Raw genomic sequence first — 15,196 nt, 5'->3', positions numbered from 1 at the left:
TTTAAAAGATTTTAATTTCAACAAAGAAAAACTTTTAAAAATTCAAAACTTTTGACTTATATCAAAAAAAATCATTTTCTAATACGACTGAGGGTTTCTTGTGTGATTCCCAAATAAGAAGCAACCATTCCTAATGGAATTCTATGATAAATAGCATTATATACTTCACAAAAATGATTATATTTTTCTTTAGCTGTAGTAAATCTTAAAATAGTTACTCGCTCAAGAAAATGACCTAAAATGGTTCCCATAGAAAGTCGAGCATATCTTTCCATTTCTGGAAAATGATCAAATAAATAACCTAAATCTTTTATATCCAAACAAAAAGTATCTGTATTTTCAATAGCGTCAATAAAGTATACATCCACTTTTCTTTCTCTTAAACTTCTAGGGGAATTTATCCACTCTCCTTCACAACAAAAATATTCAGTAATTTCCTTTCCTTCCTTTAGAAAAAAACTTCTCAAAAGACCATTTTGTATAAAATAACTTTTAGTGCAGACTTTAGAAGCATCGTGTATTAATTCACCTTTTTGAAACTGCTTAAATTCCATTCTTTTTAATAACTCTCTTTTTAAAGGCTCACTTACAGAAATAAACTTTTCAAAATGTTGTATAATTATTGCTGAATTTTCGATGGTGTATCTTTTTTTGGATTTTGTAATATCAAATATAAAAAATCATCCTACAATATTTACTTTTCAAAAATTAAAAATCCCGAAAAAAAATCGGGATTTATGCTTTTATTGAGAAATAATATTTTGATAACTAATTACTTATCGCTACTACCTTATTATCTAACATCCATTAATTCTACATCAAAAACTAAAGTGGCGTCTGGTGGAATAACTCCTCCTGCTCCTCTAGAACCATATCCTAAATAAGAAGGAATTACAAAACGGGCTTTATCTCCTACTTGTAATAAAGCAATTCCTTCATCCCAACCTTCAATAACTTGACCAACACCTAATTGAAAATCGATAGGTTGTTTTCTCTTATATGAAGAATCAAAAACTTGGCCGTTATCTAAAGCGCCTTGATAATGTACAGAAACTTTTTTTCCTTTTTCTGCTTGTTTACCATTTCCTTTTTGAATAATTTGGTAACGTAAACCACTTTCCGTTTTTTGAAAACCTGCTGCTAATTTTTCTAAAGCTTCTTCCGCTAATCTTTTTTGTTCCGCTAATCTTTTCTCACGAGAACCTTCAAAAGTTCTAAAAGCCTCAATTGCATTCCAATTTTTAGCTTCCTCACCTACTCTTATAATTTCAACTGATTCTAGTACATCACCTTGAGCAACAGCATCAACAACATCTTGTCCTTCTACCACATGACCAAAAACAGAATGTTTACCATCTAACCATGGGGTTGGCACATGTGTTATAAAAAATTGAGAACCATTGGTTCCAGGACCCGCATTTGCCATAGACAAAACTCCTGGTTTGTCATGTTTTAATTCTGGATGAAATTCATCATCAAATTTATAACCTCCATCACCCGTTCCCGTTCCTAACGGACATCCACCTTGTATCATAAAATCAGGAATAACACGATGAAATTTTAATCCATTATAATAAGGTGTACCCATTGCTTTTGCTTTGTTTTCCAACTGTCCTTCAGCTAATCCAACAAAATTTCCTACTGTCCCTGGTGTTTTATCGTGTGTTAATTTTACTAATATACTACCTTTAGGAGTAGTAAATTTTGCATAAATTCCGTCTTGCATCTCTTGTTTATTTAAATTTTAAGCTACAAATTTACTAATATTATATCTAAAAGATTTATAAATAAACTATAAAATATCTTCTTCTTTATCTAATTTTGCTATTCTAATTAATTACAAATGAAACCGCTTATTATTTCTTATCAAACTGAGTATAAAAATCATTTTATCGATTTAAACAAAGCTTGGCTTGAAGAGTATTTCGTAATAGAACCACACGATAATGATGTTTTTAACAACATTGAAAGTTATATATTAGACCCTGGCGGAATGATTTTCTTTTGCCTTGTTAACAATGAAATAGCTGGAACAGTTGCCATGCAAAAAGTAAACGAAACAACATTTGAACTTGCAAAACTAGCTGTAGATAAAAAGTTTCAAGGTCTTAAATTAAGTAATTTACTAATGGATGCTTGTATTACTTTTGCACAGAAAAAAAAAGCCAATAAGATAATGCTACTCTCTAATAGAAAATTAAAAAAGGCACTAAATTTATATATCAAATATGGTTTTACAGAAGTACCTATGAAAGAAAATGAGTATGATAGGGCTGACATTCAAATGGAATTTTTAGTTTAACCGTATATACAATAAGCATAATAATTACAGAGTAGGTAATACAAAAAAACACCTAAAATTGAATTGTATTTGCTTTCCTTTTTTATATCTTGTGTACAAGAAATAAGCTTTATGAACACTGACGATTATATTTTTAAGAATAAGACTTCTTGGAACAATAAAGTCCCCATTCATATTGATTCTAAATTTTATGATATGGAATCTTTTATGAACGGAAAGAATTCGGTTCCAAAAATCGATTTAGAATTATTAGGAAACATAAAAGACAAAACCATATTACACTTGCAATGCCATTTTGGTCAAGATTCACTTTCATTAGCTCGTTTGGGAGCTAAAGTAACTGGAATAGACTTATCTGATAAAGCCATTGAAAAAGCAAAAGAATTCAATCTAAAATTACAATTAGACACTACTTTTATCTGTTCTGATGTATATGATACTTTACAACATATTAATCAAAAATTTGATATAGTATATACGAGTTATGGTACAATTGGTTGGCTTCCCGATTTAAACAAATGGGCAAAAGTAATTTCACAGAGTTTAAAACCCAATGGCAAATTTGTTTTTGTAGAATTCCACCCTGTATTATGGATGTTTGATGATGATTTTAAAGAAATTAAATATCATTATCATAATGAAAAACCAATTATAGAAACCGATACTGGAACTTATGCAAATAAAGAAGCCGAAATAACTACTGAATATATTGGTTGGAATCATTCTATAGCAGAAGTTCTTCAAGCATTATTGCAAAACGGTTTACAAATAGTTCATTTTGAAGAATACGATTACTCCAATTACAATTGTTTTAATCGAACTACAGAATTTGAACCGGGTAAATTTAGAATACAACATTTAGAGAATAAAATACCAATGATGTATAGCTTACAATGCATTAAAAAAATATAATTATGAAAAATATTTTCGATTCAAAAGACAATCAAGAAATAATTGCTCGAATTCATAATTTAACTCCAGAATCTAAAGCGCTTTGGGGTAAAATGAGTGTTGACCAAATGCTATCTCATTGTATTGCTCCTATTCATGTAGCTCTTGGTACAGAAAAAATCAATGTTCCAATTCCACTCAGAATTATAGGAAGGCTAATGAAAAAATCATGGTTAGATGCCCCGGAATTCAAAAAAAATTCCCCTACAGCTAAAGAATTTATTCGTAAGGAAAGCTATGATTTTAAGACCACGAAAAACGAATTGATAAAAAGTGTTGAAAAATTAAGCGAAGGTTTTCAGGTAGTACAATTAGAAACGCATCCTTTTTGGGGTAAACTTACCGAAAAAGATTGGAACAATCTCCAATGGAAACATTTAGACCATCATTTAAGACAATTTGGAGTTTAATTCTTTTTTGTATCCGTTTTAAGTTACTTACCTTTGCACCTTGTTTTTAACATCCAACAGAAATTAAAAAATACAATGCGCATCGATATTATAACAGTATTACCTGAATTGATTAAAAGCCCTTTTGAAGCCTCTATTCTTAAGAGAGCTATTGAAAAAGGACTTGTTGAAGTTCATTTTCACAATTTGAGAGATTATACTACAAACAAACAGAAAAGTGTGGATGACTATCAGTTTGGTGGCGGCGCAGGAATGGTAATGAGTATTCAGCCTATTGATGATTGTATAACAAAATTAAAAAGGGAACGCGAATACGATGAAGTAATATACATGACTCCTGATGGAGAAACATTAAATCAAGGAATAGCAAACGGCATGTCGCTTTTAAAAAACATCATCATCCTTTGTGGACATTATAAAGGAGTAGATCAAAGGGTTCGTGACCAATTCATAACACGTGAAATTTCAATTGGTGATTATGTTTTATCAGGTGGCGAATTAGGTGCAGCAGTATTATGCGACAGTATTATTCGACTAATCCCAGGTGTCTTAAGTAATGAGACTTCGGCTTTAACAGATAGCTTTCAAGACAATTTATTAGCTCCACCCGTTTATACTCGACCTGCTGAATATAAAGGTTGGAAAGTTCCAGACATCTTATTAAGTGGAAATTTTCCAAAAATTGAAGAATGGAGAGAACAAAAAGCTTATGAGCATACCAAAAACAGACGTCCTGATTTATTAAATGAATAATTACCAAAAGTTTAAATGTCAGAATTAATCCTTAAAAGAAAAAATACTATTAAAATATTATAGTTCTGAATTTGAAAATTAGTTTTTTTAATTATCTTTGCACCCACATTTGGACCAACCTCTAGCGAAAGACGTGTATGTTGCTCTGAATCAAATATTTATTTTATACAAAATGGCTAATTTAGTTGATTTCGTAAATAACGAATTCGTTGCAAAAAAAGATTTCCCAGATTTTAATTCTGGAGACACAATTACTGTGTATTATGAAATTAAAGAGGGTGAAAAAACAAGAACTCAGTTCTTCAAAGGTGTTGTAATCCAAAGAAGAGGTTCTGGTTTAACTGAAACTTTTACAATTCGTAAAATGTCTGGTGCTGTTGGTGTAGAGCGTATCTTCCCAGTGAACATGCCAGCACTACAAAAAATTGAAGTAAATCAAAAAGGTAAAGTTCGTAGAGCTCGTATTTTCTACTTCAGAGAACTTACTGGTAAAAAAGCAAAAATCAAAGAAAAAAGAAGAGGTTAATCTTTTGTTTTCTGAAAATTATAAAAAAGTCGCAATATCTTGCGACTTTTTTTATTTATAATGCACAAAACAAATCTTGCTCTTTAAAAATAAAAAGGCTAAATTCTCATTTGAATTTAGCCTTTTTATATCATAAAACACTTTAATTAAATTTTATACATGAAGCGCTCTATTATCTGTTGCTGCTAAAGCAGCCTCTTTTACTGCTTCAGCAAATGTTGGATGCGCATGAGACATTCTAGAAATATCCTCTGCACTAGCTCTAAACTCCATGGCTGTAACAGCTTCTGCAATTAAATCCGCACAACGAGCACCAATCATATGAATACCTAAAACCTCATCCGTTTTGGCATCAGCTAATATTTTAACAAATCCATCCGTATCTCCACCAGCTCTAGCTCTACCCAATGCCTTAAATGGAAAGTTTCCTGCTTTATAAGCCACACCTGCTTCTTTCAACTGCTCTTCAGTTTTACCAACAGCTGCTACTTCAGGCCAAGTATACACAACACCTGGAATTAAATTATAATCAATATGTGGTTTTTGCCCTGCTAAATATTCTGCTACCAAAACACCCTCTTCTTCCGCTTTATGTGCTAACATAGCGCCACGAATTACATCACCAATAGCATAAATATTAGAAACATTAGTTTGTAAATGATCATTTACTTCCACCAAACCTCTTTCAGAAATTTTCACTCCTGCTTTATCAGCATGTAAACCATCAGTATAAGGACGACGACCAACAGCTACTAAACAGTAATCTCCTTCTAAAACCAATTCATTACCTTTAGCGTCATCTGCTTTCACAGTCACATTACTTCCATTTCTTGTAACTTCTTTTACTTTATGAGATGTGTAAAATTTCATGCCTTGCTTTTTCAATACTTTTGTCAATTCTTTAGACAAAGCACTGTCCATTCCTGGAATAATGCGATCCATATATTCCACCACAGAAACTTGAGCTCCCAAACGCAAATATACTTGACCTAACTCGATACCAATTACTCCACCACCAATAATTACCAAATGCTTAGGAACTTCTGGCAACTTTAAAGCTTCAGTAGAAGTAATTACTCTTTCTTTATCAATTTGTATAAAAGGAAGATTAGACGGCTTAGAACCTGTCGCGATAATTGTATTTTTAGATTCAATCACTTCTGAAGAACCATCTTTTTTTGTAATTTTCACATGAGTTGCATCTTCAAAAGACCCAACACCTTCAAAAACAGTAATTTTATTTTTATCCATTAAAAATTTTACACCACTACACGTTTGATCCACAACTGCTTGTTTGCGCTCAATCATTTTTTCAAGGTTAATCCTAACATCACCTGAAACCTCAATTCCATGATCAGCAAAATGTTGTAATTCCTCATAATGATGTGAAGAAGCTAATAATGCTTTTGAAGGGATACATCCTACATTTAAACAAGTACCTCCTAAAGTAGCATATTTTTCTATAATAGCTGTTTTGAATCCTAGCTGAGCACATCGTATTGCAGATACATATCCACCTGGACCAGAACCTATAATGGTAACATCAAATTGACTCATAATATATTATTTCTTTGATTTATTTTAAAAGTACAAAATTATAAAATATTAATCCTTTTTCGGCATTATTTACAGATATTTAAAAATAAAAAAGTCTGTCTTAATCGACAGACTTCTATTATTTTTAAATTCAAAATGAATTAAATTTCATCCTGACATGTATACACTTGTGGACAAGCAATAAGTTTATGACAGTAAAACGGACCAGTTACTGAACCACTACAAGAGCAACCACATTTCGATAAATCATAGTCGCCACTTACACCTCCAAAAATGTTTTTTTGATTTTCTTTAGTAAGTACTTCAGCACCTTGAATGTTTAAAAATTTAGCTTTCATATTTTAAATATTTTATTTGTTATGAAGCCAATTTACAAAAAATTAATTATTCTGCAATCTAAAAACAGTAGTATTTTTCACTTCACCTATCATAAATGTACTATGTGTACTACCAATGTGTTGTATAGTAGTCAATTTGGTAACCATAAACTCTCGATATGCTTCCATATCTTTAACATAAATTTTTAAAATATAATCATAATCACCACTCACATGAAAACATTCCAAAACTTCATCGAGCTTCACCACCTCTTTTTCAAATTGCGAAATTAAATCGATATTATGTTGAATTAATTTCACGTGACAAAAAACCACAAAGTTTTTCTCTATCTTTGATTTATCTAAAAGCGCAACATATTTTTGAATTACATGCTCTCTTTCAAGTTTCTTAATTCGCTCATAAACAGCTGTAACAGATAAATTTAACTTTAAAGATAATTCTTTAGTCGTTTTTTTAGTATCGGTTTGTAATAATTCGAGTAACTTTTTATCTATACTATCTAGTTTCATTTTTTACAATTTTAATCAAAAATACAAAATAATAGCATAAAAAACTATTTTTTAAGATTTAAATAGTTATTCATTCTAAATAATTTGATTTATATTGAAAATTTAATTTGATTTATTCAATTTTGAATCAAATTAAAAAACATTCTTTATGAGCGCATTCAATCCTGCTGACAAAATTCAAGACCTACAATATTTTGGAGAATTTGGAGGTGTTAATCCATCCATCTCTGATAGTTCAACCTATACTTTCCTTTCTGCAAAAACCATGTTTGACACCTTTGAAGGGAATGCGGAAGGGTGTTATTTATACTCTAGACACTCTTCTCCAAGTAATTTATATTTAGACAAAGCTTTAGCTGCTATGGAAGGAACGGAATCTGCAAATGTAGCAGCTTCTGGAATGGGTGCAATTACTCCTACTCTTTTACAATTATGTGGAAATGGTGATCACATCGTTTCAAGCCGAACTATTTATGGTGGTACCTATGCCTTTTTAAAGAATTTTGCCCCAAGAATGGGAGTTCAAACCTCTTTTGTAGACATTACAAAATTAGAAAGCGTGGAAGCTGCGATTACACCAAACACAAAAGTAATCTATTGTGAAACCGTGAGTAATCCACTATTGGAAGTTGCAGATTTGTCAAGTTTATCTAAAATTGCGAAAAAATACAATTTAAAATTAGTGGTTGACAATACTTTTTCACCACTTTCTGTTTCTCCAATTCAATTAGGTGCAGATATTGTAATTCATTCACTAACAAAATACATTAATGGCAGTAGCGATACAGTTGGAGGTGTTGTTTGTGCTTCACAAGATTTTATAAATGACTTAAAAAATGTTAACACTGGAGCTAGTATGCTTTTAGGTCCAACTATGGACAGCATGAGAAGTGCTAGTGTTATGAAAAACCTTAGAACCTTACATTTACGTATCAAACAACACAGCTATAATGCGGCTTATTTGGCTGAAAAATTTGAACAAGACGGACTAAAAACGGTTTATCCAGGATTAAAAAGCCATCCAAGTCACGAAACGTACAAAAATATGATTAATCCAGAATATGGTTTCGGAGGAATGATGACTATCGATGTAGGCTCTCTAGAAAAAGCAAATGAATTAATGGAATTAATGCAGGAAAGAAATTTAGGATATTTAGCTGTAAGTTTAGGATTTTACAAAACTTTATTCAGTGCTCCAGGAACATCAACCTCATCCGAAATACCATTAGAAGAACAAAAAGAAATGGGATTAACAGATGGTTTAATTCGCTTTTCGATTGGTCTAGACAATGATATTGAAAGAACCTATCAAATGATGAAAGATTGCATGAAAGAATTAAACGTTTTGTAATAAAATTCACATAATATGTTATAAAATCCAATTACAAATACGGTAGTTGGATTTTTTTTATCTTTGAAAGAAAGTAACTACAATGAAAAAAATACTATTCTTTTTTTGTCTTCAATTTTCTGTATCCTTCTACGGACAAGACACCCGAATATATGACATTATTAATAATGTCTCTGCAGAACGTATTAAAAATGATATTACCAATTTAACTGAATTTGGCACTCGAAACACCTTTAGCGATACTATTTCTAACAAAAGAGGAATTGGTGCGGCTCGCAGATGGATCAAATCAGAATTTGAAACCATTTCTAAAAACTGCAAAAATTGTTTAGAGGTATTTTACCAAAAAGATTTTGTTACAACCAATGATGGCGAACGTGTTCCCAAAGACACTTGGATTGTCAATGTTGTAGCTATACAAAAAGGAACCAAATATCCGAATCGATATATTATTATGAGTGGCGATATTGATAGTCGGAATTCAGACACCATGGATTACACGAACGATGCTCCTGGAGCCAATGATAATGCTTCTGGCATGGCTGGAACGATTGAAGCAGCAAGAGTTCTTTCTAAATATCAATTTGAAAACAGCATCATTTATGTAGGACTATCGGGTGAAGAACAAGGATTATTTGGTGGCAAAGGATTTGCAAATTACGCTCAAAAAAAAGAATGGGAAATTATAGGAGTATTCAATAACGATATGATTGGAAATATAGAAGGAGTAGATGGCGTAATTGATAATCGAACTTTTCGCATCTTCTCTGAACCTACACCTGCAAATGAAACAGAAAAAGAACGCAACCTGAGACGTTTTTACGGCGGAGAGGTGGATGGAAATTCAAGACAATTAGCACGCTATATCGAAAAAACGACCAAAACCTACATGCCAGAAATGAATCCTATGATGATCTATCGTTTAGATCGATTTGGAAGAGGGGGTCATCATCGTCCCTTTAACGATTTAGGATTTGCTGGCGTTAGAATTATGGAAGCACATGAAAATTACAATAGACAACATCAAAATATTAGAACTGAAAACGGTATTAAATATGGTGATGTTTTAGAAGGTGTTAATTTCGAATACGCTAAAAAATTAACTACAGTAAACGCTATAAACTTAGCCGCTTTAGCTTGGGCACCACCTGCTCCAAGAAATGTTCAAATTGGAGGAATTGTTCAAGCTAATGTGAAATTAAAATGGGATAAAATAGAAGACGACAATATTCTTGGATATAAAATATACTGGAGGCTAACTACCTCTTCTCAATGGGAATTTAGCCGATTTGTTGGAAAGACAGATAATTTTGAACTAGAAGGCATTGTCATTGATAATTACTATTTTGGTGTAGCAACTGTCGGTAAAAATGGCAACGAAAGTTTAGTGGTTTTTCCAAATGAAATTATCAAAGACACCTTTAAAAAAAGATAATTTTTAAAAACTTAACAATTAAAATATTGTATTCATTTTTTTATTTAAACTTTGAGAATAGTGCTACTTTGGCTATATTGCGACATAAATAACAATAAATGGATACGAAAATTATAAAAAACAAAGAATTAAATATTATTGAAGCATTAATTCCAGTAATAGCATTAGTAGCTATGTTAGGATACAATGTATATATTTTTGGAGATAGTGCTCTTGGCGGAACGAATCAGTTTATTTTGCTTTTAGGCGCTTCAGTTGCAGCAATAGTAGGTTTTTTCAATAAGGTTTCATTTCAAAAAATGTTAGATGAAGTAGCCGAGAATATCAAATCTACAGCGGGAGCCATTCTAATTCTACTTATGGTAGGGGCATTAGCAGGAACTTGGTTAATAAGCGGTATTATTCCTTCAATGATATATTATGGTTTACAAATTTTAAGTCCAGCTATTTTCTTACCTGCTACATTAATTATTTGTTCTGTAATTTCAATCGCAACAGGAAGTTCTTGGACCACTTCAGCAACAGTTGGTATTGCGTTAATTGGCATCGGAGGCACTTTAGGATTTCCATTAGGAATGGTTGCAGGAGCTGTAATTTCAGGTGCCTATTTTGGAGATAAATTGTCTCCCATGTCAGATACTACTAATTTAGCTCCAGCCATGGCAGGAACTGATTTATTCACACATATTAAATACATGTCCCTTACAACAGTTCCAACCTATATTGTTTCATTAATTTTATTTATAATACTAGGATTAACAGTAGAAACAAATGGTATAGCCGATTCAGCTGTACTTTTAGGAGATATTCAAAAATCTTTTAATATTACACCATGGCTATTTTTGGTTCCAATAATTGTAATCGGTCTAATTGTAAAGAAAACAGAACCTTTAATTGCATTACTAATAGGTACATTATTAGCAGGTGTTTTTGCGATAATATTTCAAAGTTCTATAATTTGGAACAAAGGATTAAGATACAATATATCTGAAATACCTTCTGAAGTTAAAGAATACATAGAATGGGATAGTAATTTTAATTCCGTTTCAAAAAATAGTTATCAATCTACTGGCACTTATGCTTTAATACCTAAAAGTGACAACATAAAACTATCTGAAAATTTAAAATTTGATCTAACTTCTGATTTAAAAAACGCTAAAACAATTGAAAAAGAAATTACAATATTTAAAAACGAGAAAGAAATTGGCAAATATAAATTCATTGCAAAACCAACAAACTACTTAACGACTTCATACATTGCTATTTTAAATGCAATAACAACGGATAATGAAATTCAAACTGACAATACAGAATTAGCTGACCTCTTTAAATCTGGAGGTATGCAAAAAATGCTAGGAACCATTTGGTTAATTCTTTGTGCTATGGTTTTTGGTGGCGTTATGGATGCAATTGGAGCTTTATCTAGAATAAGTCAAGCATTATTAAATCTTGCAAAGTCAACTTTTGGTCTTTTTGCATCAACCGTAGGAAGTTGCTTAGCTTTAAACATTACAGCATCCGATCAATATTTAGCTATTGTTGTTCCTGGAAAAATGTTTGCCAAAGCTTATGCAGATAAAGGTCTCGCTCCAGAAAATTTAAGCAGAACTTTAGAAGATTCAGGCACTGTTACTTCTGTCCTAATACCATGGAATACTTGCGGTGCTTATCAATCTGGCACTTTAGGTGTAGATACCTTTGATTATCTCCCTTATGCTTTTTTTAATATTTTAAGTCCAATAATGACTTTATTATTTGCTGCCTTTAATATCAAAATAAAACAATTAGTTTCGTCTATTAAAAAATAAAACATCCATAGTTAAAATCTATTTTTAAATAAACATTAACCATTACTATTTTGAAGTAATGGTTTTTTTTATTTGTAAATTTGAATAATACCAAATTGATAATCAATTATTTAATTTAAAAAAAATAAATAACTAAAACTATGGAACAAACAAATGATTTAAGCAAATGCCCTTTTCATCAAAAGGAAGACTTAACAAAAAAAGGAACAAACAATAATTTTTGGTGGCCAGAATCTTTAAATTTAGATATGCTTCATCAACATGACACTAAAACGAATCCTCTTGGAGAAGATTTTGATTATGCTAAAGAATTTAAAAAATTAGATTTAGAAGCTGTAAAATCAGATTTAAAAAAATTAATGACGGAAAGTCAAGATTGGTGGCCAGCAGATTGGGGTCATTATGGTGGTTTAATGATACGATTAGCGTGGCATTCTGCAGGAACCTATAGAGTTTCCGATGGTCGTGGAGGAAGCAATACTGGAAATCAACGATTTGCCCCTTTAAACAGTTGGCCCGATAATGTAAGTTTAGATAAAGGTAGACGTTTGTTATGGCCGATTAAGAAAAAATATGGAAGCAAAATTTCTTGGGCAGATCTGATGATTTTAGCCGGTAATATGGCTTACGAGTCGATGGGACTTAAAACTTTTGGTTTTGCAGGAGGAAGAAAAGACATCTGGCATCCTGAAAAAGATATTTATTGGGGAGCTGAAAAAGAATGGTTAGCAGCAACAAAAGAACGTTATGATAGTGATGAAAATAGAGAATCATTAGATAACCCTTTAGCAGCCGTTCAAATGGGATTAATATATGTAAATCCTGAAGGCGTTGATGGAAAACCCGATCCATTAAGAACAGCAATTGACGTACGTACTACTTTTAAACGTATGGCAATGAATGATGAAGAAACCGTTGCATTAACAGCTGGTGGGCATACTGTAGGAAAAGCTCATGGTAATGGCGATGCGTCTCTTTTAGACAAAGAACCAGAAGCCGGAAATATAGAAAACCAAGGTTTTGGTTGGGGAAATCCTACAAGAACGGGTGTAGGTACAGATGCTGTAACAAGTGGTATTGAAGGAGCTTGGACCACACATCCAACACAATGGGACAATGGTTATTTCTATTTGCTCTTTACATATGATTGGGAACTAAAGAAAAGCCCTGCTGGAGCTTGGCAATGGGAACCTATCAATATTAAAGAAGAAGACAAACCAATAGATGCATTTGACCCAACAAAAAGAAATAATCCTATCATGACCGATGCCGATATGGCTATGAAAATGGACCCTATCTATAGAGCAATTTCTGAAAAATTCTACAAAAATCCTGATTATTTCTCAGAAGTTTTTGCAAGAGCTTGGTTCAAATTAACTCATAGAGATTTAGGACCAAAAGATCGTTATCTAGGTCCAGATGTTCCAAAAGAAGATTTGATTTGGCAAGATCCAGTTCCCAAAGTAGATTATACTTTAAGTGATTTAGAAGTTAAAGAATTAAAAGAACAATTATTAAATAGCGGTTTGTCGAAATCCGATTTAATCACTACTGCTTGGGACAGTGCCAGAACTTTTAGAGGTTCTGATTTTAGAGGAGGCGCTAACGGTGCTCGTATTCGATTAGCTCCACAAAAAGATTGGATAGGTAACGAACCTGAAAGATTACAAAGAGTATTGCAAAAACTAACAGAAATTCAAGCACAATCTTCTAAAAAAATTAGCATGGCTGACCTTATAGTTTTAGGCGGTAGTGCTGCTGTAGAAAAAGCCGCTAAAGAAGCCGGATTTGATGTAATTGTCCCTTTTTTACCAGGTAGAGGCGATGCAACTGCAGAAATGACGGATACAGAATCTTTTGCAGACCTTGAACCAACACACGATGCTTTTAGAAATTGGTTAAAAAAGGATTATGCTGTAAAACCTGAAGAGTTAATGCTTGACAGAGCTCAATTAATGGGATTAACTGCTCCTGAAATGACAGTTTTAATAGGTGGAATGCGTGTTTTAGGAACCAATTATGGTAATACAAAAGAGGGCGCTTTTACAAATAATATTGGCGTACTAACCAATGATTTCTTCGTGAATTTAACCGACATGAACTATAGTTGGAAACCTACTGGAAAAAATTCTTATGCCATAGTAAATAGAAAAACAGGAGTTACACATTGGACCGCAACAAGAGTTGATTTAGTATTTGGGTCTAATTCTATTCTAAGAGCCTATGCTGAAGTATATGCGCAAGACGATGCTAAAGAAAAATTTGTAAAAGATTTTATTAAAGCATGGGTTAAAGTAATGAATGCAGATCGATTTGATGTTTAAATTATTTTTTTAAACAACCTCATTCTAACACCATCTGTATAGATGGTGTTTTTTTTATTAAATAACTAATAAAAACAATTAAAAATATCAAAATCCCAAAAAAAAAGTTAATTTTTTATAAGAAAATTATGTATAATTATTACTTATAACTGAATAAAAACAAACCATTGTAAAAATTAAAAAAGAGTATTCAATTTTGTAATTTTGCATTATTAAAATAACTTTTAAATTTTATTTAATTATGTCATTAGTAGGAAAAAAATTCCCAAACATTACAGTTGATGCTATCTCAGAAATGGGTGATAATTTAAGAATCAATGTATTAGAAGAAGCTACAAAAAACAACAAAAAAGTCTTATTATTTTGGTATCCAAAAGATTTTACTTTTGTATGTCCAACAGAATTACACGCTTTTCAAGCAGCTTTAGGAGAGTTTGAAAAAAGAAACACTATTGTAATTGGTGCTTCTTGCGATACTAATGAAGTTCATTTTGCTTGGTTAAACACTCCAAAAAATAATGGTGGAATTGAAGGTGTTACCTATACTCTTTTAGCAGATACAACTAGAAATTTATCTGCTGCATTAGATATTTTAGATGCAGAATGGGTTTATGATGAAAATTTAGACGAAGAAATTTTAGAAGGTTCAAATGTTACTTTTAGAGCTACTTATTTAATAGATGAAACAGGTAAAATTTTCCATGAAAGTGTAAATGATATGCCATTAGGAAGAAACGTAAATGAATATTTACGTTTAATTGATGCGTACACTCACGTTCAAACTAAAGGTGAAGTATGTCCTGCAAACTGGGAAGAAGGGAAAGAAGCAATGAATGCAGATCGTTTAAGTACAGCCGCTTATTTAAGTCAAAACTAAAATCAAAATTTATCTTATCATTTTCAATAGCAATTTAAAACATTGCTATTGAAT

15 protein-coding genes are annotated in these 15,196 nt (G+C 31.8%); 10 read left to right on the top strand and 5 right to left on the bottom strand.

The genetic code is table 11. The features are described from left to right. Positions 1-71: 71 nt before the first annotated feature. Both HALO113_RS00895 and HALO113_RS00890 read right to left on the bottom strand, forming a co-directional pair. On the bottom strand, positions 72-554 hold the full coding sequence (locus tag HALO113_RS00895; protein WP_159777227.1) for a Crp/Fnr family transcriptional regulator: 483 nt from the start codon (positions 552-554) through the stop codon (positions 72-74). 239 nt (positions 555-793) lie between these two features. Further along, positions 794-1,726 carry a peptidylprolyl isomerase gene (locus HALO113_RS00890; protein ID WP_159777226.1) on the bottom strand — a complete coding sequence of 311 codons (933 nt, stop codon included), beginning with the start codon at positions 1,724-1,726 and terminating at the stop codon, positions 794-796. A gap of 117 nt (positions 1,727-1,843) precedes the next feature. On the opposite strand from HALO113_RS00890, the gene HALO113_RS00885 reads away from it, so the two are divergent. From HALO113_RS00885 to rplS, 5 genes are all read left to right on the top strand, one after another. After that, complete coding sequence (locus HALO113_RS00885) at positions 1,844-2,302, top strand: GNAT family N-acetyltransferase (protein WP_159777225.1); 459 nt, start codon at positions 1,844-1,846, stop codon at positions 2,300-2,302. A gap of 111 nt (positions 2,303-2,413) precedes the next feature. Further along, entirely contained in the window at positions 2,414-3,214 is an 801-nt protein-coding gene (locus HALO113_RS00880) for a bifunctional 2-polyprenyl-6-hydroxyphenol methylase/3-demethylubiquinol 3-O-methyltransferase UbiG (RefSeq protein WP_159777224.1), read from the top strand. A gap of 2 nt (positions 3,215-3,216) precedes the next feature. Next, positions 3,217-3,663 (top strand): DUF1569 domain-containing protein, encoded by a 447-nt coding sequence (locus HALO113_RS00875; RefSeq protein ID WP_159777223.1) that lies wholly within the window; start codon positions 3,217-3,219, stop codon positions 3,661-3,663. A gap of 75 nt (positions 3,664-3,738) precedes the next feature. Beyond that, positions 3,739-4,416 (top strand): tRNA (guanosine(37)-N1)-methyltransferase TrmD, encoded by a 678-nt coding sequence (gene trmD / locus HALO113_RS00870; protein ID WP_159777222.1) that lies wholly within the window; start codon positions 3,739-3,741, stop codon positions 4,414-4,416. Positions 4,417-4,588: 172 nt separating this feature from the next. Next, entirely contained in the window at positions 4,589-4,942 is a 354-nt protein-coding gene (rplS, locus tag HALO113_RS00865) for a 50S ribosomal protein L19 (protein WP_159777221.1), read from the top strand. A gap of 153 nt (positions 4,943-5,095) precedes the next feature. Here rplS and lpdA read toward each other — a convergent pair whose 3' ends face one another. From lpdA to HALO113_RS00850, 3 genes are all read right to left on the bottom strand, one after another. Further along, on the bottom strand, positions 5,096-6,499 hold the full coding sequence (gene lpdA, locus HALO113_RS00860) for a dihydrolipoyl dehydrogenase (protein WP_159777220.1): 1,404 nt from the start codon (positions 6,497-6,499) through the stop codon (positions 5,096-5,098). Between the two features lie 140 nt (positions 6,500-6,639). Continuing rightward, positions 6,640-6,837, bottom strand: a complete 198-nt coding sequence (locus tag HALO113_RS00855) for a hypothetical protein (protein ID WP_159777219.1) — start codon at positions 6,835-6,837, stop codon at positions 6,640-6,642. Between the two features lie 42 nt (positions 6,838-6,879). Further along, positions 6,880-7,347, bottom strand: coding sequence for an Lrp/AsnC family transcriptional regulator (locus HALO113_RS00850; RefSeq protein ID WP_159777218.1), 468 nt, complete (start codon positions 7,345-7,347; stop codon positions 6,880-6,882). Positions 7,348-7,495: 148 nt separating this feature from the next. Between HALO113_RS00850 and HALO113_RS00845 the strand changes: the two genes are divergently transcribed. The 5 genes from HALO113_RS00845 (at position 7,496) to HALO113_RS00825 (ending at position 15,142) form a co-directional block, all read left to right on the top strand. Beyond that, positions 7,496-8,698 (top strand): aminotransferase class I/II-fold pyridoxal phosphate-dependent enzyme, encoded by a 1,203-nt coding sequence (locus HALO113_RS00845; RefSeq protein ID WP_159777217.1) that lies wholly within the window; start codon positions 7,496-7,498, stop codon positions 8,696-8,698. Positions 8,699-8,780: 82 nt separating this feature from the next. Next, positions 8,781-10,133, top strand: coding sequence for a M28 family metallopeptidase (locus HALO113_RS00840; protein ID WP_159777216.1), 1,353 nt, complete (start codon positions 8,781-8,783; stop codon positions 10,131-10,133). 98 nt (positions 10,134-10,231) lie between these two features. Next, a complete protein-coding gene (locus HALO113_RS00835) occupies positions 10,232-11,941 on the top strand; it encodes a Na+/H+ antiporter NhaC family protein (protein ID WP_159777215.1) in 1,710 nt (569 codons plus the stop codon). Between the two features lie 140 nt (positions 11,942-12,081). Beyond that, positions 12,082-14,265 carry a catalase/peroxidase HPI gene (katG, locus tag HALO113_RS00830; protein ID WP_159777214.1) on the top strand — a complete coding sequence of 728 codons (2,184 nt, stop codon included), beginning with the start codon at positions 12,082-12,084 and terminating at the stop codon, positions 14,263-14,265. Between the two features lie 241 nt (positions 14,266-14,506). Beyond that, a complete protein-coding gene (locus HALO113_RS00825; RefSeq protein WP_159777213.1) occupies positions 14,507-15,142 on the top strand; it encodes a peroxiredoxin in 636 nt (211 codons plus the stop codon). The last annotated feature ends 54 nt before the right edge of the window (positions 15,143-15,196 follow it).

Source organism: Flavobacterium sp. 9AF (assembly GCF_902506265.1).
GTDB lineage: Bacteria > Bacteroidota > Bacteroidia > Flavobacteriales > Flavobacteriaceae > Flavobacterium.
Note: the sequence above shows the minus strand (reverse complement) of the source record. Positions and strands in the feature narration are given on the sequence as shown.